Annotated in this window: 24 protein-coding genes; 9 read left to right on the top strand and 15 right to left on the bottom strand. The window is 65.1% G+C overall.

Annotation, left to right across the window (positions count from 1 at the left end; genetic code table 11):
• Positions 1–19: 19 nt before the first annotated feature.
• The 4 genes from xseA (at position 20) to FAS41_RS19135 (ending at position 3,601) form a co-directional block, all read left to right on the top strand.
• Positions 20–1,399 carry an exodeoxyribonuclease VII large subunit gene (gene xseA / locus FAS41_RS19150; RefSeq protein WP_138525021.1) on the top strand — a complete coding sequence of 460 codons (1,380 nt, stop codon included), beginning with the start codon at positions 20–22 and terminating at the stop codon, positions 1,397–1,399.
• A 6-nt stretch (positions 1,400–1,405) separates the two neighbouring features.
• Positions 1,406–2,161, top strand: a complete 756-nt coding sequence (locus FAS41_RS19145; RefSeq protein ID WP_138525020.1) for a M15 family metallopeptidase — start codon at positions 1,406–1,408, stop codon at positions 2,159–2,161.
• Positions 2,162–2,375: 214 nt separating this feature from the next.
• Positions 2,376–3,212: a M23 family metallopeptidase gene (locus tag FAS41_RS19140; protein WP_138525019.1), complete on the top strand. Its 837-nt coding sequence runs from the start codon at positions 2,376–2,378 to the stop codon at positions 3,210–3,212.
• Complete coding sequence (locus tag FAS41_RS19135) at positions 3,212–3,601, top strand: ribosomal maturation YjgA family protein (RefSeq protein ID WP_138525018.1); 390 nt, start codon at positions 3,212–3,214, stop codon at positions 3,599–3,601. The genes FAS41_RS19140 and FAS41_RS19135 overlap by 1 nt, the downstream gene beginning before the upstream one ends.
• On the opposite strand, the gene FAS41_RS19130 is transcribed toward FAS41_RS19135, so the two are convergent.
• The 5 genes from FAS41_RS19130 to FAS41_RS19110 form a co-directional block, all read right to left on the bottom strand.
• On the bottom strand, positions 3,582–4,124 hold the full coding sequence (locus FAS41_RS19130; protein ID WP_138525017.1) for a GNAT family N-acetyltransferase: 543 nt from the start codon (positions 4,122–4,124) through the stop codon (positions 3,582–3,584). The two genes, FAS41_RS19135 and FAS41_RS19130, sit on opposite strands and share 20 nt — an antisense overlap.
• Positions 4,124–4,612, bottom strand: coding sequence for a copper chaperone PCu(A)C (locus FAS41_RS19125; RefSeq protein WP_138525016.1), 489 nt, complete (start codon positions 4,610–4,612; stop codon positions 4,124–4,126). The genes FAS41_RS19130 and FAS41_RS19125 overlap by 1 nt, the downstream gene beginning before the upstream one ends.
• Positions 4,613–4,740: 128 nt before the next feature.
• Positions 4,741–6,111, bottom strand: a complete 1,371-nt coding sequence (locus FAS41_RS19120; RefSeq protein WP_138525015.1) for a PepSY-associated TM helix domain-containing protein — start codon at positions 6,109–6,111, stop codon at positions 4,741–4,743.
• A gap of 52 nt (positions 6,112–6,163) precedes the next feature.
• Entirely contained in the window at positions 6,164–8,275 is a 2,112-nt protein-coding gene (locus FAS41_RS19115) for a TonB-dependent copper receptor (RefSeq protein ID WP_138525013.1), read from the bottom strand.
• A gap of 105 nt (positions 8,276–8,380) precedes the next feature.
• A complete protein-coding gene (locus tag FAS41_RS19110) occupies positions 8,381–8,839 on the bottom strand; it encodes a DUF2946 domain-containing protein (protein WP_138525011.1) in 459 nt (152 codons plus the stop codon).
• Between the two features lie 400 nt (positions 8,840–9,239).
• On the opposite strand from FAS41_RS19110, the gene leuA reads away from it, so the two are divergent.
• From leuA to FAS41_RS19090, 4 genes are all read left to right on the top strand, one after another.
• Complete coding sequence (leuA, locus tag FAS41_RS19105) at positions 9,240–10,910, top strand: 2-isopropylmalate synthase (RefSeq protein WP_138525009.1); 1,671 nt, start codon at positions 9,240–9,242, stop codon at positions 10,908–10,910.
• Between the two features lie 83 nt (positions 10,911–10,993).
• Positions 10,994–11,491 (top strand): hypothetical protein, encoded by a 498-nt coding sequence (locus FAS41_RS19100; RefSeq protein WP_138525007.1) that lies wholly within the window; start codon positions 10,994–10,996, stop codon positions 11,489–11,491.
• A 249-nt stretch (positions 11,492–11,740) separates the two neighbouring features.
• Positions 11,741–13,111, top strand: coding sequence for a spinster family MFS transporter (locus tag FAS41_RS19095; protein ID WP_138525005.1), 1,371 nt, complete (start codon positions 11,741–11,743; stop codon positions 13,109–13,111).
• 83 nt (positions 13,112–13,194) lie between these two features.
• Positions 13,195–14,433, top strand: coding sequence for an OprD family porin (locus FAS41_RS19090; protein ID WP_138525003.1), 1,239 nt, complete (start codon positions 13,195–13,197; stop codon positions 14,431–14,433).
• A gap of 39 nt (positions 14,434–14,472) precedes the next feature.
• Here the strand turns inward: FAS41_RS19090 and FAS41_RS19085 are convergent, their stop codons facing one another.
• Positions 14,473–14,805, bottom strand: coding sequence for a DUF5629 family protein (locus FAS41_RS19085; protein ID WP_138525001.1), 333 nt, complete (start codon positions 14,803–14,805; stop codon positions 14,473–14,475).
• A gap of 132 nt (positions 14,806–14,937) precedes the next feature.
• On the opposite strand from FAS41_RS19085, the gene FAS41_RS19080 reads away from it, so the two are divergent.
• Positions 14,938–15,891 (top strand): aldo/keto reductase, encoded by a 954-nt coding sequence (locus FAS41_RS19080; RefSeq protein ID WP_138524999.1) that lies wholly within the window; start codon positions 14,938–14,940, stop codon positions 15,889–15,891.
• A 156-nt stretch (positions 15,892–16,047) separates the two neighbouring features.
• On the opposite strand, the gene FAS41_RS19075 is transcribed toward FAS41_RS19080, so the two are convergent.
• The 9 genes from FAS41_RS19075 to pilW all read right to left on the bottom strand — a co-directional run bounded on the left by FAS41_RS19075 (position 16,048) and on the right by pilW (position 25,657).
• On the bottom strand, positions 16,048–16,842 hold the full coding sequence (locus FAS41_RS19075; protein ID WP_138524997.1) for an amidohydrolase: 795 nt from the start codon (positions 16,840–16,842) through the stop codon (positions 16,048–16,050).
• Complete coding sequence (locus FAS41_RS19070) at positions 16,830–17,978, bottom strand: pyridoxal phosphate-dependent aminotransferase (RefSeq protein WP_138524995.1); 1,149 nt, start codon at positions 17,976–17,978, stop codon at positions 16,830–16,832. Before FAS41_RS19070 ends, FAS41_RS19075 begins: the two co-directional genes overlap by 13 nt.
• 81 nt (positions 17,979–18,059) lie before the next feature.
• Complete coding sequence (gene der, locus FAS41_RS19065; RefSeq protein WP_138524993.1) at positions 18,060–19,547, bottom strand: ribosome biogenesis GTPase Der; 1,488 nt, start codon at positions 19,545–19,547, stop codon at positions 18,060–18,062.
• A gap of 83 nt (positions 19,548–19,630) precedes the next feature.
• Positions 19,631–20,773 (bottom strand): outer membrane protein assembly factor BamB, encoded by a 1,143-nt coding sequence (gene bamB / locus FAS41_RS19060; protein ID WP_138524991.1) that lies wholly within the window; start codon positions 20,771–20,773, stop codon positions 19,631–19,633.
• 1 nt (position 20,774) lies between these two features.
• Positions 20,775–21,419 carry a YfgM family protein gene (locus FAS41_RS19055; protein ID WP_138524989.1) on the bottom strand — a complete coding sequence of 215 codons (645 nt, stop codon included), beginning with the start codon at positions 21,417–21,419 and terminating at the stop codon, positions 20,775–20,777.
• A gap of 23 nt (positions 21,420–21,442) precedes the next feature.
• Positions 21,443–22,732: a histidine--tRNA ligase gene (gene hisS / locus FAS41_RS19050; RefSeq protein WP_138524987.1), complete on the bottom strand. Its 1,290-nt coding sequence runs from the start codon at positions 22,730–22,732 to the stop codon at positions 21,443–21,445.
• Between the two features lie 18 nt (positions 22,733–22,750).
• Positions 22,751–23,863: a flavodoxin-dependent (E)-4-hydroxy-3-methylbut-2-enyl-diphosphate synthase gene (gene ispG / locus FAS41_RS19045; protein ID WP_138524985.1), complete on the bottom strand. Its 1,113-nt coding sequence runs from the start codon at positions 23,861–23,863 to the stop codon at positions 22,751–22,753.
• Between the two features lies 1 nt (position 23,864).
• Positions 23,865–24,902, bottom strand: coding sequence for a RodZ domain-containing protein (locus tag FAS41_RS19040; RefSeq protein WP_171049516.1), 1,038 nt, complete (start codon positions 24,900–24,902; stop codon positions 23,865–23,867).
• Positions 24,899–25,657, bottom strand: coding sequence for a type IV pilus biogenesis/stability protein PilW (pilW, locus tag FAS41_RS19035; RefSeq protein ID WP_138524981.1), 759 nt, complete (start codon positions 25,655–25,657; stop codon positions 24,899–24,901). The genes FAS41_RS19040 and pilW overlap by 4 nt, the downstream gene beginning before the upstream one ends.
• Between the last annotated feature and the right edge of the window lie 10 nt (positions 25,658–25,667).

The raw sequence follows: 25,667 nt of genomic DNA, 5'->3' as shown, positions 1-25,667 counted from the left end.
CCGCTTATCATCCTTCGCCATGCAGAAAGATCCCTTCCAACGGCTGGGCCTCGACCGCGAGGTTCTGACCGTCAGCCAGCTCAACCAGCGCGCCCGCCACCTGCTGGAGGACGTGTTCCCGCAGGTCTGGGTCGAGGGCGAGATCTCCAACCTCGCGCGGCCCGCGTCCGGGCATATGTATTTCACCCTCAAGGACAGCAACGCCCAGGTGCGCTGCGCGCTGTTCCGCCAGAACGCCCTGCGCGTGCGCCAGGCCCTGCGCGACGGCCTCGCCGTGCGCGTGCGCGGCAAGGTTTCGCTGTTCGAGGGGCGCGGCGACTACCAGCTGATCGCCGACACCGTCGAACCGGCCGGTGACGGCGCACTGCGCCTGGCTTTCGAGGCGCTGAAGGAAAAGCTCGCCGCCGAAGGTCTGTTCGCCGCCGAGGGCAAGCAGGAACTGCCCGCCCACCCAAGGCGCATCGGCATCGTCAGTTCGCCCACCGGCGCGGTGATCCGCGACATCATCAGCGTGTTCCGCCGCCGCGCGCCCCAGGTCGAGCTGACCCTGATCCCTACCGCCGTGCAGGGTCGCGAGGCCATCGGGCAGATCGTCCGCGCGCTGAAGTTGGCCGACGCCCAGGGCTTCGACGCGCTGATCCTGGCCCGTGGCGGCGGCTCGCTGGAAGACCTCTGGTGCTTCAACGAGGAACCGGTGGCCCGAGCCATCGCCGCCTGCGTGACACCCATCGTCAGCGCGGTGGGCCATGAGACCGACGTGTCCATCAGCGATTTCGTCGCCGACGTGCGCGCGCCCACGCCCTCGGCCGCCGCCGAACTGCTGGCCCCGCACAGCGGGGACCTGCAACAACGCCTGGACAGCCTGCGCCGCCGGCTGATCCTGCGTATCCAGGACCGCCTGACCCGCGAACGTCTGCGCCTGGAAGGCACCGCCCGGCGCCTGCGCCACCCCGGCGAGCGCCTGCGCCAGCAATCCCAGCGCCTGGATGACCTGGACATGCGCCTGCGCCGCGCCTTCGAGCGCCAGCTGCAGATTCGCCACGAGCGCGTCGCACGGCTGGATACCCGCCTCGCCGCGCAACACCCTGGCCGCAACCTGGCTCTGCTGCGCCAGCGCCTGGACAACCTCAGCGCCCGCCTGCCCCGCGCCACCAACGCGATCCTGCGCGAACAGCGTCAGCGCCTCGACAGCTTGATGCAGACGCTACATATCGTCAGTCCGCTGGCGACGTTGGGGCGCGGCTACAGCATTCTCCTGGACGACAAGGGCCAGGCCATCCGCAGCGCCACGCAGACGAAGAACGGCCAGCGCCTCAAGGCCAAGCTGGGCGACGGCGAGCTGGAAGTGCGCGTGGAAGACAACCACCAGGCGCCCGTCACCCTTTCCCTGCTGGACTGAGAACCGATGACCGACCTGCTCGCGCCGATCCTGCCGCAACCCGATCCGGACTGGGCCGAAGCCTTTCGCGTGCCGATCATCGAATGCGACCAACCACTCCAGGCCCTGGGCATCGCCACCGGCTTCGCGGTCTGGCCGGCGTATCACCGCCTTGGGGTGCCCAACGCCCAGCCGGAATGCTACGCCCGCACGGAAGTCTTCGAGCGCCTGCTGCATGCCGCCAGCCTGCTGCCCGACGGCCTGCGCCTGGTGATCCTCGATGCCTGGCGGCCCTTCGCGGTGCAACAGCACCTGTACGATACGCTCTACGACATCCTTCGCCAGCACGAGCCGGAAGCCGATCCTGCCGAATTGACCCGACGCACCCGCGAATTCGTCGCGCCACCCAGCACCCGCGCCGAATCGCCCAGCCCGCACCTCACCGGCGGCGCCATCGACCTGACCCTGTGCGACAGCGAGGGGCGCTGGCTGGACATGGGCAGCCTGTTCGACGAGGCCACACCGCGCTCCTATACCCGCCATTACGAAGCCATCGCCGAGCCGGACGAAGCCCAGCGGCGTATCCGCGATAACCGCCGCATCCTGTTCAACTCCATGAGTGCGGCAGGCTTCAGCAACCTCTCCAGCGAGTGGTGGCACTACGACTATGGCGACCAGCTGTGGGCCGCGCACCTGGGCAAGCCCCACGCCCTCTATGGTCCCGCGCAGGTACTGGCGCTGGAACAACTGTGGCGCCAGCAGCTCGAAGGCCTGCATTCATAAAGCCCGCGTTTGCAGGATGGCGTGGAGCGCAGCGATACCCATCGAAACCTGTCGCACCGTTGATGGGTATCGCTGCGCTCCACCCATCCTACGGTTGTGCCCCGGATGATTCGCTGCCGCAACGCGGTTCCGCTTTCGACGAAATCGCCCCGCCCCTCAGAGCGGCCCGTGTAGACTGCCCGCTTCATCCGCCGACACGTCCACGGATAGCGAAATGTTCCGACTCTCCTGCCTGCTCATTGCCTCCCTAGTCACCCTGTCTGCCCACGCCGAAGGCTTCATCAGCCGCACCCTGAACAAACCGGTGCCCGGCGGCGTCGCCGTGGTGCAACTGGGCGAGGACACCGCCGTACCGACCGCCACCTACCAGGGAAAACCGGTGCTGGTGGTGCGCGAGGAAGGCCGCGACTGGATCGCCATCGTCGGCATCCCGCTGACCACCAAGGCCGGCAGCCAGCAGATCGCGGTGAAACAGGCCGGCGCCAGCCGCAACCTCGGGTTCACCGTGGGCAGCAAGCACTACAAGGAGCAGCGCATCACCCTGAAGAACACCCGTCAGGTGAACCCGCTGCCCGAAGACCTCAAGCGCATCAACCGCGAACTGGCCGAGCAGACCGCCGCCTACCGCAGCTTCAGCCCCGGTACACCGAGCAACCTGGTGCTGGACAAGCCGGTCAACGGCCCGCTTTCCAGCCCCTTCGGCCTGCGCCGCTTCTTCAACGGCGAGGAACGCAACCCGCACTCCGGACTGGACTTCGCCGTACCCGCCGGAACCCCGATCAAGTCACCGGCCGCCGGCAAGGTCATCCTGATCGGCAACTACTTCTTCAACGGCAACACCGTGTTCGTCGACCACGGCCAGGGCTTCATCAGCATGTTCTGCCACATGTCGAAGATCGACGTGAAGCTCGGTGACCAGGTCCCGCGTGGCGGTGTGGTCGGCCGTGTCGGCGCTACCGGTCGCGCCACCGGGCCGCACATGCATTGGAACGTCAGCCTGAACGACGCCCGCGTCGACCCGGCGATCTTCATCGGCGCGTTCAAGCCCTGATGCGGCTTCGTTTCGAGGGGCGCAGCGCGATCTTCGCGCTGATCTGGTTCGTCGTGCTCGTCTGGCTGGCCACGGCCGGAGCGAACCTCGGCTGGATGCGCGGTTTCGGCGGCGACGTGCTGGCGGTGATCTGGCTGTATTGCCTGCTGCGCGCCGCGCTGGATGCGCCGGCGTCATGGCTGGCAGGTGCGGCACTGGCCTGCGGCTTGATCATCGAGTTCGGCCAGTACCTCGCGGCGACCTTCCACTGGCAGATCGGCAATCGCGCACTGCGCATCGTGCTGGGTGCCACGCCGGACTGGCTGGACGTGCTGGCCTACTGCATCGGCTTCGCGCTGATCCTCTTGGCGCGACAGGCGCGCCTGGCCCTCAGGCCAGCGGGTAGCTGAAAAACAGCGCCATCTCCCCGGGCAACACCTGCGCCGGGTCATAGAGGTCGGTGGACAGCCCGCTGAGAGTAAAGCCACGGGAGCGGTAGAAGCCCACTGCCGGCAGATTGAGGTTCTGGGTTTCCAGCCACAGGTGGCGCGCCTCGGTGCCGCGCGCCCAGTCCAGACAGCCTTCCAGCAATTGCCGGCCAACGCCCTGGCCGCGCGCGTCGGCGAGGACGAACAGGTCGTCCAGCACCGCGCGGCGGTTCCAGATTTCATAGCGGGCGATGGCGAAGCCCAGGCGCTCGCCTTCCTCATCGACGACCACGGCGGTCCAGTCGGCCGCCGTGACATCATCCTTCAGGTCGGCAAAGGGATAGCGCTTGGTCTGCGTCTCGGCCAGACGCTCCTCGCGCAGGATGAAACCATCAGCGGCGCTCTCGATACGCAGGATCGAGTCGCTCGAGTAGCTGCCGTCAAAACCCAGCAGCCACTCGCCGTCTTGCGCCCAGACCAGTGGGCGCAGGAGCCGGTCACTCATCAGTTCATCTTCATACCGTGCATGTCGTGGCCCATGTCTGTGCCTTTCGGCGCTTCCTTCTGCACCGCGACCTCGACCTTCACATCGCCGGCCTTCTGGAAGTGCAGGGTCAGCGGGAAGCGCTCGCCATCGGCCAGTGGTTTCTTCAGGCCGAACAGCATCAGGTGGTACTGGCCGGGCGCGAAGACGATCTTGCCGCCGGCAGGGATATCCACGCCCTCGACCTTCTGCATTTTCATCATGCCGTCCTTCTCCACGTGTTGGTGGACCTCGGCGCTGGCGGCGCGGTCGGTGTCGGCGCCAAGCAGGCGATCCGCCTCCTTGCCGTGGTTCTGCACGATGAAGTAGGCGGCGCCGTTCACCGAGTTGGCCGGCAGCAGCAGCGACCAGGGATGGTCGATATGCAGGTTGCCGGCCTCGTATTCGTGGGCCACGGCGGCGCCGGAGAAGCCCAGCAGCACAGCGAAAGCGAGCAGGGTTTTACGCATGTTCGAGACTCCAGTTGGCTTGTGATCAGGTCCGCCACAGCGGCGGTCATTCATCGGGCCGCGGGCGCAACGATCGCGCCGCAGCATAGCCTGCCTCGCGGCAGGCGTCAGGTTGAAACAGGGACGCATCAGCCCAGCGCCGGGCTGCGCGGTTTGATCCGCGATAGCACCGCCCAGTCCAGCGCCCACACCAGCAACAGTGAGACACCCACCAGCGGGAAGGCGACGCCGAGGAGGATCATGATCGCCACCCCGCCCTTCCATACCGGCAGTGCGTGGGGCATCGGCGGCACGCCGAGGCGGCCCTGCGGGCGGCGCTTCCACCAGATCCACAGGCCGCTGACCGCGCTGAGCAGGATCATCAGGCAGACCGCGAGCATGAGCATCTGGTTGAACAGGCCGAACATCTTGCCTTCGTGCAGCATCACCCCGGACTCGACGCCCTTGGCCACCAGCCCATAGTCCTTCCAGCGCACGTCGGCGAGCACCTTGCCGGTGTACTGGTCGATGTGCAGGGTGGCGTCGTTACGCGAGTCGTCGGCGAACACCGAGACGGTGAACACGCCCTGCTCGCCCTTGGGCAGCGCAATGGCGTAGCCCGGCACCACGCCGGCCTGGTCGGCCGTGTCGACCACCTGCTGCAGGCTGATCTGCGGCATCGCCATGCCGCCGGAGCCATGGGCCATGTGCTCGGCGTGGGCACCGCCGGACATCGGCATCGGCGTGTTTTCCATGGCCCAGGGAATGGTCTGGCGGTGCGCCTCGTTGAGCGTGCGCGCCTCCAGGTCGGACTTGGGCACTTCGTTCCACATGGGCGCCGGGAAGCGGTTCCACACGTCGGCGAAGGACTTGCCCCAGAAGCCGGTCCAGGTCATGCCGGTGAGCAGCATGAACAGCATCAGCAGCGAGCCCCAGAAGCCGACCACCACGTGCACCTCACGCCACAGCGCACGGCCACGACGCGACAGCTCAGGCCAGAGCAGCACGCGCAGCGAGCGCTTGCGCGGCCACCAGAGGTACAGGCCGGAGACCACCAGCACGATGCCCCAGCCCGCCGCCAGCTCGATCAGCCGATCACCGACGGTGCCGATCATCAGCTCGCCGTGCAGCGCGCGGGCCATGGCCTGCAGGTTGGACTTGGCGTCCTGGACACCGAGCAGCTTGCCGCTGTAGGGGTCGACGAAGGCATTGACCTCTCGCCCATCGAGCTGGGCGACGAACTGCGCGCTGCGGTCGGCGGCCGGTGCCGGCAGGTACTGGCTGACCTGCAATTGCGGGTTCTGGTGATGCAGGTGCATCAGTTGCTCATCGGCGGACAGCCGCACCTCGCCCGGTTTCACCGTCAGCAGGTCGCTGTACATCAGCGGGTCGAGCTGCGGCTTGAACAGGTAGATGATCCCGGTGAGCGACAGCAAGATCATGAACGGCGCGACGAACAGACCGGCATAGAAATGCCAGCGCCAGGCCAGGTTGTAGAAATCGAATGTCTTCTGCTGCATTCGTTGATCTCCTCACGCAAGGAGGCCCCCGACGGGCGGGGGCCGGTCGGGCTTAGAAGCTGAAGTCCACTTTGGTCCAGAACGTACGTCCCGGTTCGTGGATCGATTCGGGGTCGTTCGCCGGGTAGCCGAAGCCGGCGTTGCCCGCCAGGTTCAGGTGCTCGGCGTAGTCCTTGTCGAACAGGTTGTCGACGCCGGTGCTGACCTTGAGGTGCTTGCTCAGCTTGTAAGCACCGTTGAGCGAGAACACCGCGAAGCCGGGGCTTTCGTCGAAGTCGTAGCCGACCACGTTGCCCTGGTTCTCGGCGATCCGGCCCTGGTGCGCAACCACGCGCCAGAGTCCGCCGGCGCTCCAGTCGCCTTCCTCGTAGGTCAGGCCGAAACGCGCCTCCAGCGGCGGCATCTGCGGCAGCGCAGTGTCGTCGGTGGTGTTCTTGCCCCAGGCGTAGGCCAGGGTGCCATCGGCGGTCCAGTTGCTGGTCAGCGCGTAGGCCGCACCCAGTTCGCCGCCCATGATGCGGGCATCGACGTTCCGCGCCTGGGAGGTGCGGCCCATCATGCCGCCGGGCAGGTAGTCGAAGAGGATGTAGTCACGGATCACGCCGACGTAGCCCGACGCCCAGGCCTTGAGCTTCTCGTCCTCGTACTGCGCGCCAAAGTCCAGCTGGGTGGTCTTCTCCGGCTTGATGCTGTCGAAGGCGTTGACCGAGCCGGTCGGACCCTTATCCGGGGAGAACAGCTCCCAGTAGTCGGGGAAGCGCTGCACGTGGCCGAGGCCAACGTAGAGGGTGGTCGGCGTGTCGGCCAGGTCGTGCTCATAGCGCGCAAAGCCGCTGGGCAGGGTATCGGCACGGGTGTCGTCGGCAGTGGGGTTGGGCATCGCCATCATCCCCGAGCCGGTTGTCTGCCGGTAATCCTTGACCGAGGCACGGTCCAGGCGCGCACCGGTGATCACGCGATCACGGTCGGCGGCGTACCAGGTCAGCTCGCCGAAGGCGCCGTAGTTGTGGAACACGGCATCCTTGTCCCACGGCTGCTCGTCATAGGTATTGATCCCCATGCCGCTGCGTTCGCGGTGTTCGTTGGTCTGCGCATCGACCCCGGTGATCAGCTTGAAGTCGTCCCAGCGCCAGGTGGCGGCCAGGCGCCCGCCGAGGGTGCGACGGTCGACGTTGGAGGCCATGGGGCCGGCCATCATGCCGGTGCCCGAGGGCGTGCGCAGGCTGTAGTTGTCCATCACGTGGTCGGCGTAGTTGTAGTAGACCTGCGCCTCCAGCTTGTCGAGCACCTCGCCGATGTTGGACTTCTCAAAGCGCAGGCCGAGGCTTTCGCGCTTGAACTGCGAGCCATCCATGCCGCGCCCGGCATAGCGCGCCTCACCATCACCCTTGCCGGCGGTGAGCTCGACCAGGGTGTCGGCGTCCGGCGTCCAGCCCACCGCCACGTCGCCGTTCCACTTGTTCCAGCGCGAGGGCACGGTGTTGCCGCTGCCGTCTTCGTAGTCATCGGACTGCGACTTGTTGCCGGTGACCCGCACATAGCCCAGCGGCCCGCCAGCGGCGGCATCCAGCACTCGGTCGAAGCGACCGTTGGAGCCGGCGACGAGGCTGCCGTTGACGCGCATGCCCAGCTCGCCGAAGCGCTCCGGCTCGCGGTCGAAGCGGATGGTCCCCGCCGAGGCACCGGGGCCCCAGATCACGGTCTCCGGGCCCTTGACCACGGTGAGCTTGTCGAAGGTTTCCGGCGAGATATAGGAGGTCGGGGCATCCATCCGTGCCGGGCAGGCGCCGAGCATCGTGGTGCCGTTGGTGAGGATGTTCAGGCGCGAGCCGAACATGCCGCGCAGTACAGGATCGCCGTTGGTGCCGCCGTTACGGATGGCGGAGAAGCCGGGAATGGTCTTGAGGTAGTCGGCGCCGTCGCTGGCGGGAATCGGCTGCCGCGGCTGCTTGGGGTCGGTGACCACGGTCAGCGGCGAACTCTGCGCCACGGCGGTGATGACACTGGGCGACAGTTCGGTAACCGACGCATTGGTGGCGTGCGCCGAGTGATCTTCTTCCTCGGCCAGCACGGGGACGGCAGTGAAACCGCCAAGGGCGGTCAGCGCGCACAGGGCGCGCAGGCCGACGGCAGTTTGCCGACGGCGCAGGGGCATGCGGGTCATTCCATGAATTCCATGATCGGTGATGACGCCCGCTCCACGCGTACTCGCACGGCGCGCAAGCGAATGCAGGCATCCGCGCCGGGGTCGGGGAGTCGGGATTGCGGGTCAGCCGATCAGGAACGGAGGAGCGCGGGAGCGAGCGCCGGGGAAGACCGGCGAGGCAGGGATACGGGAAGCGGTGAACAGTGCAACCGGTGCGCCGACGGCGGGGACACCGTGGTCGAGCACTACCGGTGGCGGCGTCAGTGGCGGACTGTGGATCAGCAGGCTGCAGTAGCCGCACTTCTCCATGAAGGCGTCGGCGGTGAGCGGCTGCTCGCCGTGAGATGTCGGTGCCGGATGTTGCGCAGCGGCACGGTGACCATCCGAACAGGCCATCTCGTCCATGGCAGCGACCGCCGCGCCATGGTCCTTGGACTTGCCATGCTCCATCGGCATGACGTGATCCATGGGCATGGCGTGATCCATCGGCATCGACTGGGAAACCAGCGGGCCGACATAGATCATCAGCATGGCGAACAACGCCAGCCAGGTGCCTACGCCTTGTCGAGTACGACGGGTCACGAAATGTCCTTGCGGATGGAAGGTCCCTGCCTGAGGCGGGGTGCGCAATGATCGCACGGAGTTACAAAGCTCCGCTGCGGCACGAAGACGCAGAATCAGTTAAGCACAGCGCTAAGCTTCAGGATTAATTGCTTAAATAGTAAGTTTTCGACAATTATTCATCTCTCAATCGCTATCGAAGACTTTTCCTACCAAATTTCCCCAAATGCTTGCCATTGGTCTTCCAGGCCTTTAGCTTGGCACTCATGAAAACCGCACACACCCTCATCCTGCTTCGCCAACACGCCTGCCTGCGCCTGGTCAGCCCGCGACTGCGTGGCTGAGCCCCCCTCCCCCGTTTCGCCTCATTCAGTTTTTTTTGCGCAGGCCTCGCAGGCCGCAGAGAACAAGGATTCCGCTCATGAGCATGTTGAAAGACCCGTCGAAGAAATACCGCGCCTTCACCCAGATCACCCTGCCCGACCGCACCTGGCCGGACAAGATCATCGACAAGGCGCCGATCTGGCTGTCCACCGACCTGCGCGACGGCAACCAGTCCCTGATCGAGCCGATGGACGCCGAGAAGAAGATGCGCTTCTTCAAGTGCCTGGTTCAGGTAGGCCTGAAAGAAATCGAAGTGGGATTCCCGTCCGCCTCGCAGACCGACTTCGACTTCGTGCGTGAGCTGATCGAGAACGACCACATTCCCGATGACGTCACCATTCAGGTGCTGACCCAGGCCCGCGACGACCTCATCGAGCGCACCTTCGAGTCCCTCAAGGGCGCGAAGAAAGCCATCGTCCACTACTACAACGCCTGCGCACCGAGCTTCCGCAAGATCGTCTTCAACCAGGACAAGGCCGGTGTGAAAGCCATCGCCGTGGCCGCCGGCCAGACCATCAAGCGCCTGGCCGACGCCGCACCGGAAACCCAGTGGGGCTTCGAGTACTCGCCGGAAGTGTTCAGCTCCACCGAGACCGATTTCGCCGTCGAGGTGTGCAACGCGGTGATCGAGGTGTTCCAGCCGACCCCGGCCAACCGCTTGATCCTCAACCTGCCCGCCACCGTCGAGTGCGCCACCCCGAACAACTACGCCGACCAGATCGAGTGGTTCGGCCGCCAGATCAACAAGCGCGACAGCGTGCTGCTCAGCCTGCACACCCACAATGACCGAGGCACCGGCGTGGCCGCGTCGGAACTGGCCCTGATGGCCGGCGCCGACCGCGTCGAAGGCTGCCTGTTCGGTAACGGCGAGCGCACCGGCAACCTCTGCCTGGTGACCATGGCGCTGAACATGTACACCCAGGGCATCGATCCCGAGCTGGACTTCTCCGACATCGATGCCGTGCGCAAGGTGGTGGAAGAGTGCAACCAGATTCCGGTGCACCCGCGTCACCCGTATGTTGGCGACCTGGTCCACACCGCCTTCTCCGGCTCCCACCAGGATGCCATCCGCAAGGGCTTCGCCCAGCAGCAGGAAGACGCCGTGTGGGAAGTGCCGTACCTGCCGATCGACCCGGCGGACATCGGCCGCAGCTACGAAGCCGTGATCCGTGTGAACAGCCAGTCCGGCAAGGGCGGCATCACCTTCCTGCTCGAACAGGAATACGGCATCAGCCTGCCGCGCCGCATGCAGATCGAGTTCAGCCAGGTAGTGCAGAACGAAACCGATCGCCTGGGCCTGGAAATGACCGCCGAGCAGATCTACACCCTGCTGCAGACCGAGTACCTGCAGGCTGTTTCCCCGTTCGGCCTGAAGAACTACCGCCTGCAGGAAGAGAACGGCATCTGCGCCATCGACATCGACGTCACCCACAAGGGCGAGCAGCACCGCTGGCACGGCAAGGGCAAGGGCACCCTGGAAGCCCTGGTTGCCTCGCTGCCGGTGGACGTCGAGATCATGGACTACAACGAGCACGCCATCGGCGCCGGCACCAATGCCCGCGCAGCCGCCTATATCGAGCTGCGCGTCGAGGGTGGTCGCTCGCTGCACGGTATCGGCATCGATGAAAACATCACCACCGCGAGCTTCCGTGCGCTGTTTAGCGCTTTGAACCGCGCCGTGACGCTGGGCCACGCGAAAGCCGCGTAAGCCTGGTCCAGGCTGGTAAAAAGGAAGTCCCTTTGCCCCGGACGCTTCGAGCGTCCGGGGCTGTTTTCGAAGGAGCGAAAAACATGAGTGACCTTCAACAAGACAACCCCTTCCAGACGCCCGCCGCCACTCTCCAGAATGCTTCGACTGCCGTGACTGGCGACCCCGTTTATCGGGTCACCGCAGTTGGCATAGCTTCCTTTTTCGGGACTCCCATTGCTGGAGCCTGGATCATGGCGCAGAACCTTCGCCGCCTGGGAATGCCTGAACGAAGGCGCCAGGTCTGGTTTGTGGGAACAGGCCTGCTTGTCGGCCTCGTACTACTGTCACTGATTCCAGCAAGCTTTCCAGTCGCCCCATTCAATATCGTTGCAGTCCTGACGATGCATGAGTATGCGAAGCAGGTGACCGGAAAAGCACTGGTAGATCATGCAGCCCAAAGCGGCGCCTTTTCATCCAACTGGCGCGCCTTTGGCGTAAGCCTACTGTTCCTGATGGTCATCTTCGCCATCTTCTACGGCACCACCTTCGCCCTGGCACTGGCCAAGGGTTCGCTGTTCTTTCGCGCCGTCCCCGCCTAAAGATTCCCCCTAGCCCCCTAGGGGGAAATCTCCGCAATGCTGGTACTCGCCCCGATTACCGCTGCTTCCTCCCTTCCCTAGTCTTGCGTGCACTGCCGTGAAAGCGGCAGGCAATCAAAAAACCGTGTCACGCAATCAGACACGATCGGCAGCCCCTGCCTTGCGTACAGAGGCGCCTGGTTACCCACAACAACAACGAGCTCGACGTGCTTGGCCATCTGCCTTCACCCGCTTCAGGAGCCAGTAACCGTGAACCCGCAATCTCCCCACCCGCAATCCGTCCGCACTTCCCGTTATTCCTGGTACGTCGTCGTGCTGTGCATGGTCGCGTACATCTTCTCCTTCGTGGATCGGCAGATCCTTTCGCTGATGATCGAGCCGATCAAGGCCGACCTGCAGATCAGCGATACCCAGTTCAGCCTGCTCAGCGGGCTGGCCTTCTCGCTGTTCTACGCCTTCATGGGGCTGCCCATCGCGTACCTCGCCGACCGCTCCTCGCGAGTCAGGATCATCGCCATCGGCGTGGCCTTCTGGAGCATCGCCACCGCGGCGTGCGGGCTGTCGAAGAACTTCCTGCAGATGTTCCTGGCGCGCATGAGCGTTGGCGTCGGCGAAGCCGCACTGACCCCGGCGACCTACTCGATGCTCGCCGACCTGTTCCCCAAGGAAAAACTCGGCCGCGCGCTGGGGCTGTACTCGATGGGGGCCTTCCTCGGTGGCGGCCTGGCGTTCCTGGTCGGCGGCTACGTGATCGAGGCCCTGCGCGACGTGCCGGCCATCGACCTGGGCTGGCTGGGCCAGGTGCGTTCCTGGCAGATCGCCTTCTTCATCGTCGGTCTGCCCGGGGTGCTGGTGGCGCTGCTGATCGCCCTGACCATCCGCGACCCGGCGCGCAAGCTTGCCGACCCGACGCACAAGGCAACGGTGAGTGATGGCCTGCGCTTCCTCGGCCGCCACCGCGCGACCTTCACCTGCCACTTTCTCGGCTTCTCGTTCTTCGCCATGTGCCAGTACGCCTTGATGGGTTGGGCCCCGGCCCTTTACATCCGCCAGTACGGCCTGACACCGATGGAGGTAGGGACGTTGCTGGGCGGCATCCTGCTGGTACTCAATACGGCCGGCGTGTTCTGCGCCGGCTGGCTGGTGGACAGCCTGCAGAAACGTGGGCACAGCGACGCCGCGCTGATCAGCGGCATGCTCGGCGCGGCCTGTACCATCCCCTTCGTCATCGGTGCAGTCAGCGTCAACAGCCTGCAACTGTCGGCGGTGCTGATGGGGCCGGCGATGTTCTTCTGCGCCTTCTGCATCTCCACTTCGGCAGCCGCCATGCAGGTGCTTACGCCCAATCGTCTGCGCGCGCAGGTGTCGGCACTGTTCCTGCTGGTCTCCAACCTGATCGGCCTGGGCGTCGGCACCACGCTCGTGGCACTGCTCACCGACCAGTACTTCAAGGACCCGAAGGCCGTCGGCTCCTCCATCGGCATCATCGTCACCCTCGCCGGGCTGCTCTGCCTGTGGCTGCTGGGCAGAGGGCGCAAGCACTTCCGCCGCAGCCTGGGCCAGGAGCAAACAGCCGAGCCTGAAACTGCACCGCTGGATAGCGCCGCCGTCGCGAACTGATCGCGCCCGCCTCGACAAGACGTACGCCCGTTCGCCGGCGTGGCGCCCTACGCGCCCCGGCGGACGACGCCCAGGAGATGACGATGTTCCGTAATCGCTTTGCCGGTGCGCTGCTCTCCAGCGCGCTGATGCCCCTCTGTGCCCAGGCCGACCTGATCGACGACAGCCGCCTGGACACCACCCTGCGCAACTTCTACATGCTGCGCGATTACCGCCAGGACAATGCCCCGCAGTCCCAGGCCGGCAGCTGGTCCCAGGCTGTGCTGGCGCGTTTCAGTTCCGGTTTCACCGAAGGCACCCTCGGTGTCGGCGTGGACTTCACCGGCTTCTACGCCCTGAAGCTCGACGGCGGCGCCGGCACCAGCAACGACAGCAACCTGCCCTATGACCGCACGACTGGCGAGCCGGTGAATGACTTCAGCCGTGGCGGCGCCACGCTCAAGCTGCGCTATTCGAAGACCACCCTGAAGGTCGGACTGCTGGAGCCGCGCCTGCCGGTGATTTTCCAGGATGACGTGCGCGTGCTGCCGCAGACTTTCCAGGGCGTGATGCTGGAGTCGAAGGAATCGGATCGTTTCAAGTTCACCGCCGCGCAACTCTGGAACACCAGCACCCGCGCCTCCAGCGACCGCGAGTCGTTCTATCTGGCCACCCGCCCCGCCAGCCAGGACAGCAACAAACTGAACCTGGGCGGCGTCGATGCGCAGTGGACGCCCGGTCTGTCCACCAGCTACTACTTCGCCCAGCTCGAGGACATCTACGATCAGCACTACGTCGGCGCCAACTTCAAGCAGCCGTTGGGTGAGAACACCGCACTGCTCGGCACCCTGAGCTACTTCCACAACGAGGAGTCCGGGCAGGCGCTGTCCGGCCGCATCGACAACCGCGCCTATGGCGCTCGACTCGGCGTGAAGCACGGCAGCCACACACTCTCGGCCACGTATCAACGCATGCTCGGCGAGGACATGTTCCCCATGCTGCTGGGCAATACCCCGCAACCCTACCTGGTCAACTGGGTCACCAACGGCGGGTTCTTCTGGGCGCAGGAGCGTTCCTACCAGCTGCGCTACGACTATGACTTCGCCAGCCTCGGCCTGCCGGGCCTGACCCTGATGACGCGCTACACCAAGGGCACCGATATCGCACGCCCCGGCATGAGCGATGGCCACGAATACGAGCGCGATACCGACATCGGCTACACCATCCAGAACGGGCCGCTGAAGACGCTGTCGTTCCTCGTGCGCACCTCCACGGTCCGCAGCAGCTATTCCAGCGACTACGACGAGGTGCGCTTCATCACCAGCTATCCGCTGGCGTTCTGAGCCCGGAAAGGAAGAAGGCCCCTCGCGGGGCCTTTTTCCTTACTCGTCGTCGCCGCTGGCAGCGACAGCGCCCAGGCAACAGAGTCGGTGCTGCTGGTCGCCTGCCTGCAGCAGCCAGGTCTCGTCTTCGGTCTGGTAGCTGGCCTCCATCACCTGGTTGTAGCTGAAGCGCCATTCACGGCGATCACGGCCGTCGATGGACTCGATCTGCAGCACCACGTCTTCGCTGGCGAAGGGCTGGTCGGCGTGGGCGGCCGCGTCGGCCTGGTCCAGCAATGCCTCGTTCAGCTCGAACTGCCAGGCGTGTAGACCGTCGATCAACAGCATGTCGGCGGTTTCCAGTTGGTCCAGCAGGTAGGGAGTCGTGGTCATGGCGGGCACTCGGCAGATGGGCTGGCCGCCATGATAGACCAGCTGGCCCGCGACTGCCGGTCATTCGCCCCGGCGAGAGAGTGGACGGCGTCTACACTGAGGGCTTTCGCAGTGTTTCAGGAGCCAAAGCAGATGCGTACACGCGAACTCGGCCAATCGGGCCTGAAGATTCCCGCACTGGTGTTCGGCGGCAACGTGTTCGGCTGGGCCGCCGACGAGGCGACCTCGTTTCGCCTGCTGGATGCCTTGGTCGACGCCGGGCTCAACTGCATCGACACTGCCGACGTCTACTCACGCTGGGTCCCTGGCCACGAGGGCGGCGAGTCGGAAGTCCTGATCGGCAAGTGGCTGAAGAAGACCGGCAAGCGCAATCAGGTGCAGATCGCCACCAAGGTCGGCATGGACATGGGCAACGGCCACAAGGGGCTGTCGGCGGTGTACATCGAGCAGGCACTGGAGCGCTCGCTCAAGCGACTGCAGACCGACTACATCGACCTCTACCAGTCGCATTGCGATGACCCGCACACCTCGCTGGAGGAAACCATGGGCGCCTTTGCCGAGGCGGTCGAACGCGGCAAGGTGCGAGTGATCGGCGCCTCGAACTTCGACGCCAAGCGCCTGCGCGAAGCCCATGAGCTCTGCACACGCCTGAAGCTGCCGCAGTACCAGAGCCTGCAGCCCAACTACAACCTGTACGACCGCGCCAACTACGAGACGCAGCTGGAGCCGACGGTGCAACAACTGGGCCTGGGCGTCATCAGCTTCTATTCACTGGCCGCCGGCTTCCTCACCGGCAAGTACCGCAGCGAGGCGGACCTGGGCAAGAGCAGCGTACGCGGCTACAAGGTGAAGAACTTCATGAACGAGCGCGGCTTCGCCATCCTCGATGCACTGGAGGAAGTGGCGGGCGATCTCAAGGTCACGCCGACGCAGGTCGCCCTCGCCTGGCTGATGGCCCGCCCGAGCATTACCGCGCCGATTGCCAGTGCGTCGAAGCTGGAGCAGCTGCCGGACCTGATCGCGGCGGTGGAGCTGAAGCTCAGTGACGAGGCGATCCAGCGGTTGAATACCGCCAGTGCCTACTAAGGAAGTCGCAGGCAAACACTGACCGTAGGATGGCGTGGAGCGAAGCGATACCCATCATTGGCAATACCGACAGCATGGGTATCGCTCTGCTCCCCCCCATCCTACATCGAGGTTCCCTGTAGGAGCGCGCCACGGTCCGCCCTGCAGGGAGATCCGTTACGTCCGAATGTCGAACTGGTCGGCGTCGAGATTGGCCGGGAAACGCTCGCGGTAAGCCGCCAGATCCGCTCCGCTCAAGGCGATCTGGAAAACCCCATCGGCACTGCCGGCGGCCAACAGGTTATCCCCCTGGAAGTCGAGCACCTGGCTGTCGCCGGAATAGGCGTGACCCTTTCCGTCTTCACCAACGCGGTTGACCGCCGCGACATAGCAGAGGTTTTCGATGGCCCGCGCCGGCAGCAGGCGATTCCAGTGCTGGCGACGTGCGGCCGGCCAGTTGGCGGTGTAGAGCAGCAGGTCAGTGTCCTGGGCATCGCGGCTCCACACCGGGAAGCGCAGGTCGTAGCAGACCAGCGGGCGGATTCGCCAGCCCTTCCACTCCAGCAGCACCTGCTGCTCGCCCGGCGTGTAGTGCTTGTGCTCGCCGGCCATGCGAAACAGATGACGCTTGTCGTAATGCTGTACTTCCCCATCCGGGCGTGCCCAGAGCAAGCGGTTGCGATGGCTGCCGTCCGCCACGCGGATGATCACGCTGCCGCAGACCACAGCATCGAGCTTGCCCGCCTGCTCGCGCAGCCAGGCGTAGGTTTCGCCCTCTTCCGCCTCAGCGAGGGCTTCGGAATCCATGGAGAAACCGGTGGTGAACATCTCCGGCAGGATCACCACGTCCGCGCCACGGGTACTTTCCAGAAGTCCTTCGAAGCGTTCCCGGTTGGCCTTGGCGTCGTGCCAGACCAGGGTGGTCTGCACGAGAGCGAGCTTGAGATCGGCCAGTTGAGTCAGATCGCGCATAGTCGTTCCGCTGCCTGGCGCAGCGTCTCCTCTTTCTTGGCGAAGCAGAAGCGCACCAGGCGCGCGTCCGCCGGGGCCTGCTGGTAGAACACCGAGACCGGAATGGCGGCCACGCCGTGCTCACGGGTCAGCCATTCGGACATGGCGACGTCATCGAGGTCCGGGCGAATCGCCGAGTAATCGACCACCTGGAAGTAGGTGCCGGCAGCACGCTGGAAGGTGAAGCGCGAGCCTTCCAGCAGGTCGCAGAACAGGTCGCGCTTGGCTTGGTAGAAGCCTGGCAGCTCGCGCAGGTGCTCGGGGTGCGCGGCCATGAAGTCGGCCAGCGCCCACTGTAGCGGGGTCACGCCGCAGAAGTTCACGTACTGGTGAATCTTGCGCATCTCCGCCGACAACGCCGGTGGTGCCACCACGTAGCCGGTCTTCCAGCCGGTGACGTGGTAGGTCTTGCCGAAGGAGCTGATGACGAAAGCGCGCGCATACAGCTCGTCATGGGCCAGCACGCTGGCGTGCTGCACGCCGTCATAGATCAGATGCTCGTAGACCTCGTCACTGATCAGGTAGATTTCGCGGTCACGGATCAGTTCGGCCAGACGATCCAGGTCGGCACGGTCGATCAGTGCACCACTGGGGTTGTGCGGGCTGTTGAGGAAGATCAGGCGTGTGCGCGGAGTGATGGCATCGGCCAGGCGCTGCCAGTCGATGCGGAAGTCCGGCTGGCTCAAAGCGACATGCACACAACGGCCACCGGCCAGCTCGACCGATGGCTCGTAGCTGTCGTAGCAGGGATCGAGGACGATGGCTTCGTCGCCAGTGCGGATCAGCGCCTGTACGGCACAGAAGATCCCTTCTGTCGCACCGGGGACGATGGTCACCTCGGTGTCGGCACTGACGTTGCGGCCGTAGAGGCTCGCGACCTTGATCGCAACCTGCTCGCGCAGTGCTGGCAAGCCGGTCATCGGGCTGTACTGGTTGTGCCCGGCCAGGACGTGACGGGCGACTGCTTCAAGCAGCGGCGCAGGGCCGGGGAAGTCCGGGAAGCCCTGGGAGAGATTCAGCGCCCCGCTTTCGGCGGCGAGCTGGGACATGCGGGTGAAGATGGTGGTGCCGACATTCGGCAGTTTGCTGGTGAGCATGGCGTGACTACAGGCTGCAGGCGATGAGAGGGAAGTCCCTACTCTATCGCCTGCGGCTTGCGGTCTAAAGCCTGACAGACGTTATTTACGTTTGTCCTTCTTCTTCTTCTCCGCCTTCTTGTGGTGCGACATCAGGCGGCGCTTCTTGTTGACCTGGCGATCGGTGAGCTGGGTCTTCTTGCCCTCGAACGGGTTGTCACCGCCCTTGTACTCGATGCGGATCGGCGTGCCGACCAGCTTCAGCACGCGGCGGAAGGTCTTCTCCAGGTAGCGGGTATACGCCTTGGGCACCGCGTCCACCTGGTTGCCGTGGATCACGATCAGCGGCGGGTTGGCGCCGCCCAGGTGCGCATAGCGCAGCTTGATGCGGCGGCCGTTGACCATCGGCGGCTGGTGGACCTGGATGGCGTCCTCGAGGATCTGCGTGAGCTTGCTGGTGGGCCAGCGCGTCACGGCGGAACGGAAGGAGTCCTGCACCGACTTGTACAGGTGGCCAACGCCAGTGCCGTGCAGCGCGGAGATGAAGTGGATATCGGCGAAGTCGGCGAACATCAGCCGGCGCTCGAGTTCGGTCTTCACGTAGTCGCGCTCGGCCGACTCCATGCCGTCCCACTTGTTCAGCACGATGACCAGCGCACGGCCGGTCTCCAGCACGAAACCGAGCAGGTTGAGGTCGTGTTCGACCACGCCTTCGCGGGCGTCCATGACGAAGATGACCACGTTGGCGTCCTGGATCGCCTGCAGGGTCTTCACCACGGAGAACTTTTCCACCGCCTCGAAGATCTTGCCGCGGCGGCGTACGCCGGCGGTGTCGATCAGGGTGTACTTCTCTTCGTTGCGCTCGAAGGGGATGTAGATACTGTCGCGGGTGGTGCCGGCCTGGTCGTACACGATCACCCGCTCTTCACCGAGCATGCGGTTGACCAGGGTGGACTTGCCGACGTTGGGCCGGCCGATGATGGCGATCTTGATGCCATCCTTCTCGCTCGGGCCGGGAATGCGCTTGGCTTCCTCACCCTCGGCGACCTCTTCCAGCTCGCTGGGCAGGTCGTTGTCTTCCGGCGCTTCCGGCTCGGGAGCGAACATCTCGCCCAGGGCTTCCTGGAGCATCTGGGTGATGCCACGGCCGTGGGCGGCGGCGATCGGGATCGCGTGCCCCAGGGCCAGCGGGCTGAACTCGGCGCGGGCGATGTCCGGATCGACGGTGTCGACCTTGTTGGCCACCAGGTAGGTGCGCTTGTTCTTCTTGCGCAGGTGCTCGCCGATCATCTCGTCGGCGGCGGTGAGGCCGGCGCGGGAGTCGACCATGAACAGGACGGCATCGGCCTCTTCGATGGCCTGCAGCGACTGCTCGGCCATCTTGGCGTCGATACCCTCTTCGTCACCGGAAATACCACCGGTATCGATGACGATGAATTTCTTGCCCTGCCACTTGGCCTCGCCGTACTGGCGGTCTCGGGTCAGACCTGCGTACTCGGCGACGATGGCGTCACGGGTGCGGGTCAGGCGGTTGAACAGGGTGGACTTGCCGACGTTCGGGCGGCCCACCAGGGCTATTACGGGAACCATGCGGCTCTCCAGGAAATTTGATTTTCAGAAAACACGACGGCCGCTGCCGTTTTTCACGGCAGCGGCCGGCAGTAACACTCAGCTTAGCGAATCGTGTAGGCGGCCAGCTTACCGCTGTTGCCGAACACGTACATCCAGCTGCCGACTACCAGCGGGCGAACCCGCACGCCGTCACCGTCGACCTTCTCGCGGCCAACGAAACGACCGTCCACCTGACTCAGCAGGTGCACGTAACCTTCCAGGTCACCGACCACTACGTTGCTCGACAGCACGGCAGGAGCGGACAGCTGGCGGCGAGCCAGAGCGTCGTTGCTCCACAGCGAGGACGAACCACGGGAATCGAGGCTTTCCACAGTGCCGCTGGACTGGCTGATGAACACGCTGCCAGTACCTTCGGCGACGCCGACGTAGCTGGAAGCTTCACGCTGCCAAAGCACGCGACCAGTACCTACATCCAGTGCCGCAGCGCGGCCCTGATAGCTGGCGACATAAAGAACGTCGTCGACCAGCAGCAGGCCGCCGTCGATATCGACGACGCGGTCCAGCTCGGAACGGCCTTGCGGAATCGCAACGCGCGCTTCCCAGACCGGCAGGCCACGCTCCACGTCCACCGCGACGACCTTGCCGCTGGCCAGGCCGGCCAGGGCCAGGCGACCCGCGATCAGCGGAGCGCCAGTACCGCGCAGGGTCAGTACCGGTACGGTGCCTTCGTAGATCCAGCGCTGGTTGCCGCTGGAGGCATCGAAGCCGATCAGCTTGTCGTCCTGGGTCTGCACCACCACCACGTCGCCGTTGGTGGCCGGGGCAGCCAGCACTTCGCTGGTGACCTTGGCGCGCCACTTCTGCTCGCCGGAACCGGAGTCCAGGGCGATCACGTCGCCACGCAGGGTGCCCAGCAGGACCATGCCGCTGCCCACGCCAACGGCGCCGGAGATCGGCAGATCGAGGTCTTTCTTCCACAGCACTTCGCCGGTCTCGCGCTGCATGGCCATGACGCGGCCTTCGGCAGACGCGGCGTAGATGGTCTGGCCATCCACGGCGGGCTCCAGCAGGTTGTACAGGTCGCCCTGGCCATCACCGATCGAGCGGCTCCACTGTTTCTCCAGGCGGACCTCTTCCTTGAAATCGGTCAGTTCCGCCGGCGGCAGTTCTTTCTTGCTATTGCTGCTGCAACCCACAGCCATCAGGGTCAGTGCCAGCAGTGCAACGTGTTTCCAACGCAACATCTCAGGCGTCTCCCTTGGCCAGGTCGTCGAGTTTCATCTGCAGCGCGCCTACGGCGGCATCTTCCGGCAGGGCAGCCTTGGCCTTTTCGTAGGCGACGCGGGCGTCGTCATTGCGCTTGAGCTGCAACAGCAGGTCGCCGCGCAGCTCTTCGCGGGTGGCAACGTAGGCTTTGTCGACGTTGCCGTCGAGCAGCTTCAGACCCTCTTCGGCCTTGCCCTGGGCAGCCAGGACACGGGCCAGGCGCTGGCGGGCCAGCTCGCCGAGGGTAGCGTCAACCGGCTTGTCGACCACGGCCTTGAGCTCAAGGGCGGCGTCATCCAGCTTGCCGCTGTCCACCGCGACCTTGGCGACGAACAGGCGGCCGTACTGGGCGTACGGAGTGCCGGCGAAGTCGGTATTCAGCTTGCCAGCGAGCTCGGCGACCTTGGCGGTGTCGGGCTTGCCAGTCGGGTTCAGCGCAGTTTCCAGCAGGGCCTGGTAAATGATGGAGGCACCCTGGGACTGGTTGTTCTGGTACTTTTTCCAGGCCTGCCAGCCGAACACCACGATCAGCGCCAGAGCGGCGCCGGTCAGCAGGGGCATGCCGTTACGCTGCCACCAGTCCTTGATGTCAGCGATCTGTTCTTCTTCGGTACGGTTACTCACCCCAATACTCCTATCCGCTCGATTCAGGCCTGCTGGAGGCAGGCAGCCAGGTGCTCGGGCAGAGCATCCCAGGCGATATTCTGTTGTTCGCCCTCGCCACGCAGGGGCTTGAAACCTACCACGCGGTTGGCCAGTTCGTCGTCACCCAGAATCATTGCGAACTGTGCGCCGCTCTTGTCGGCCTTCTTGAACTGGCTCTTGAAGCTGCCGGCACCGGCGTTGACCAGCAGACGCAGGCCCGGAATGGCCTCACGCAGCTTCTCCGCCAGGGTCAGCGCAGCCAGCTCGGCCGGCTCGCCAAAGGCGCAGACATAGAGGTCAGCCGGACGGTTCAGCTCGGCCGGGACCACGCCCAGGGTTTCCAGCAGCAGCACCAGGCGTTCCACGCCCATGGCAAAGCCAACGCCCGGAGTCGGCTTGCCGCCGAACTGGCTGACCAGGCCGTCGTAGCGGCCCCCGCCGCAGACGGTGCCCTGGGCCCCGAGCTTGTCGGTGACCCATTCGAAAGCGGTGCGGCAGTAGTAGTCCAGGCCACGTACCAGCTTCTGGTTGATTTCGTAGCGCAGGCCGACCGCATCCAGGCGGGCCTTCAGACCCTCGAAGTGAGCGATCGACTCATCGTCCAGGTAGTCGTGCAGGCTCGGCGCGCCTACCAGCAGGGCCTGGGTACTCTCGACCTTGCTGTCGAGGATGCGCAGCGGGTTGGTGGTCATGCGGCGCTGGCTGTCTTCGTCCAGCTGCTCGAAGCGTTCCTGCAGGTAGGCCACCAGGTCATCGCGATAGCGCGCGCGGGCTTCGCTGGAACCCAGGGTGTTCAGCTGCAGGGTCACGGCGTCGGCCATGCCCAGCTTCTGCCACAGTCGCCAGGTGAGGATGATCAGTTCGGCGTCGATGTCCGGGCCGGGCAGGTTGAAGACTTCCACGCCGATCTGGTGGAACTGGCGATAGCGGCCTTTCTGCGGCTTCTCGTAGCGGAACATCGGGCCGGTGTACCACAGCTTCTGTACCTGGCCGCCGCCCGACAGGCCATGCTCCAGCACAGCGCGTACGCAGCCCGCAGTGCCTTCCGGACGCATGGTCAGGGATTCGCCGTTGCGGTCGAGGAAGGTGTACATCTCCTTGTCGACCACGTCGGTGCCTTCGCCGATGCCGCGGGCGAAGAGCTCGGTGAACTCGAGGATCGGCAGGCGGATCTCGCTGTAGCCGTAGCTGTCCAGCAGGCCGGCGAAGGTGCGTTCCAGATAGCGCCAGGCCGGGGTCTGGTCCGGCAGGATGTCGTTCATGCCACGGATGGCTTGCAGGGACTTGCTCACTTAGGATCCTTGTTGCGGTCAGCCGCGCACGATGAGTGCGGCGTCGGCCTCGGCCTTCTCGGCCGCTTTTTCGCGGATCAGCCGTTCCAGCTCATCCACCAGGTTATCGTTCTGCAGCTTCTGCGCCGGCTTGCCGTCGATATAGATCAGGTTGCTCGGGGTGCCGCCGGTGAGGCCGATGTGGGCCTCCTTGGCTTCGCCCGGCCCGTTGACCACGCAGCCGATCACGGCGACGTCCAGCGGCACCAGCAGGTCCTCCAGGCGGCCTTCCAGCTCGTTCATGGTCTTGACCACATCGAAGTTCTGCCTCGAGCAGCTCGGGCAGGCGATGAAGTTGATGCCACGGGAGCGCAGGCGCAGCGACTTGAGGATGTCAAAGCCGACCTTGATCTCTTCCACCGGGTCGGCGGCGAGCGAGATGCGGATGGTGTCGCCGATGCCTTCGGCGAGCAGCATGCCCAGGCCCACGGCGGACTTCACGGTACCCGAGCGCAGGCCACCGGCTTCGGTGATCCCCAGGTGCAGGGGTTGCTCGATCTCTTTGGCCAGCAGGCGGTAGGCGGCGACGGCCATGAACACGTCGGAAGCCTTCACGCTGACCTTGAAGTTCTGGAAGTCCAGGCGCTGCAGGTGGTCGACGTGGCGCATGGCCGACTCCAGCAGAGCTTCCGGGGTCGGCTCGCCGTATTTCTTCTGCAGGTCCTTCTCCAGCGAACCGGCGTTGACGCCGATGCGAATCGGGATGTTCTTGTCGCGGGCGGCATCCACAACGGCCTTCACACGATCTTCGCGACCGATGTTGCCGGGGTTGATACGCAGGCAGTCGACGCCCAGTTCGGCCACGCGCAGGGCGATCTTGTAGTCGAAGTGGATATCGGCAACCAGCGGGACCTTCACCTGCTGCTTGATCTTGCCGAACGCCTCGGCGGCGTCCATGTCCGGCACGGAGACGCGGACGATGTCGGCGCCTGCGTCTTCCAGACGACGGATCTGGGCCACGGTGGCCGCCACATCCAGCGTGTCGGTGTTGGTCATGCTCTGCACGGCGATGGGGGCGTCCCCACCCACCGGCACGTTACCCACCCAGATCTTGCGGGACAGGCGACGTTTGATCGGAGACTCGCAATGCATCTTACTGTCCACCCAACTTCAGGCGAGCGGTGCCACCGCGCGCCGGTGTGACTTCGACCGGCTGGCCGTTGTAGCTGACCTGGGCGCCCTGGGCGAAGCCCAGGCGCAGCTGGACCGGTGCCTTGGCGGCGACTTCCAGCGAATCACCCTTGCGCTTGAGGCCCTCGAGGACAACCTTGCCATCGGCATCGGTCACCTGAGTCCAGCAATCGGCGCTGAATTGAACCTTGACCACGCCCTGGCCAGCGGAAGCGACCACCGGAGCGGCAGGCGACTCGGTCGGAGCCGCTGGGACAACCGGAGCGGCCGGGCTGGCCGGAGCGACGGGCTGCTGCGCAGCAGCCGGCTGGGCAGGAACCACCGGGGCCTGGGCCGGAGCGGTTTCGGCAACGGCCGGGGCGCCCGGAACTGCCGGAGCAGTGACCGCCGGCGGAGTGCCTTCGGCCGGAGCCTCGGCGCTGCCATTGTCGCCGGCCGGCTCGGTCGGAACCGCCGGAGTATTGGCCTGGTCTTCGGCGACGGCCTGGTCTTCCGGCTCGTCGAGGGTATGGATTTCGGTGGTGCCGTCGGCGCTTTCGACCTCGACATGCTCCATGTTCAGGCTACCGGTCTCGGCCGGGCGCGCAGCACGCTCCTGCCACCAGAAGTAGCCGAAGCCGATGAGCACGGCCAACAGCGCCAGGCTGAACAGGCGCAGCAGGTTACGCGATAGCCGTACCGGCTCGACCACGCGCCCCAGCGCCTGGACGTTGCTGCCGGTGGCGTCGGTTCCGGTGTACTGGTCGAAGGCAGTGACCATCTGGGCCTGGTCCATGCCCAGCAGCTTGGCGTAGGCGCGGATGTAGCCACGGGCGAAGGTGTGGCCCGGCAACTGGTCGAACGAGCCCTGCTCCAGTTGGCGCAGTGCATTCTCGGTCAGGTTCAGCTGGCCGGCGACCTGAGCGGTGCTCCAGCCCTTGTTCTCGCGCGCCTGGCGCAGGGTTTCGCCAGGGTTGGCGCGGGTCGTGCCGATGACATCGGACTGCGACGTATTCATCATTTATCCGCCTGGTATGCCTGGTATTCAGGAGAAGCGGGATACAGGCGCTTGAGTTGCAGCCCGTAGCTGGCAGCGGTATCCCGGTCGTCGTAGATCTTTGCCAGTCGAATCCCCAGCAGCAGGCTGCGCGCGGTCTGCGGGCCCCGCTTGAGGTATTCCTCGTAGTAGGCGCGAGCCGGCACGTACTCGCGATCCTGGTAGTTCAGTTCAGCCGACTCGAGCAGCGCGCCCGTCGAATTGCGATTCAGGCGGATGGCCTTCTCGAAGAATTCCTTGGCCTGCGCCCGGTTGTTCAGCTTCAGGCTTACCAGACCGAGGTTCTCGAAGACGCGCGAACGCTCGGAATAGAGCCCGTCTTCGGTAGCCTTCATGTAGGTGTCGTAGGCCTCCTGGTAGCGCTTCTGCTCGAACAGGAAACCGCCGTAGTTGTTCAGGATGCGCGCATCGCCCGAGCGCGAGGACAACGCCTTGCGGAACTCGCTCTCGGCGAGCTTGGGCTCTTTCTCGACCTGATAGACCACAGCCAGGGCAGCGTGGGCGTCCGCGCTGGACGAATCGATGTCCAGGGCCTGGCGCAGCGGCACCTTGGCCTGCTCGGTATTGCCCATCTGCAGGTAACCGATGCCCAGCTGGATGTAGGCGTCACGCGCCTCGTTCCGGCCCTTGTCGGTCTTCAGAGGATCCTGTTTACCAGTCGTCACGCAACCCGTCAGCACGGTTGCCAACAGTAAGCACAGCGCGGCGCGCAGGGTCATCGGAATCCTC

Origin of the sequence: Pseudomonas nicosulfuronedens (assembly GCF_005877905.1) — a bacterium.
Classification (GTDB): domain Bacteria; phylum Pseudomonadota; class Gammaproteobacteria; order Pseudomonadales; family Pseudomonadaceae; genus Pseudomonas; species Pseudomonas nicosulfuronedens.
Note: the sequence above shows the minus strand (reverse complement) of the source record. Positions and strands in the feature narration are given on the sequence as shown.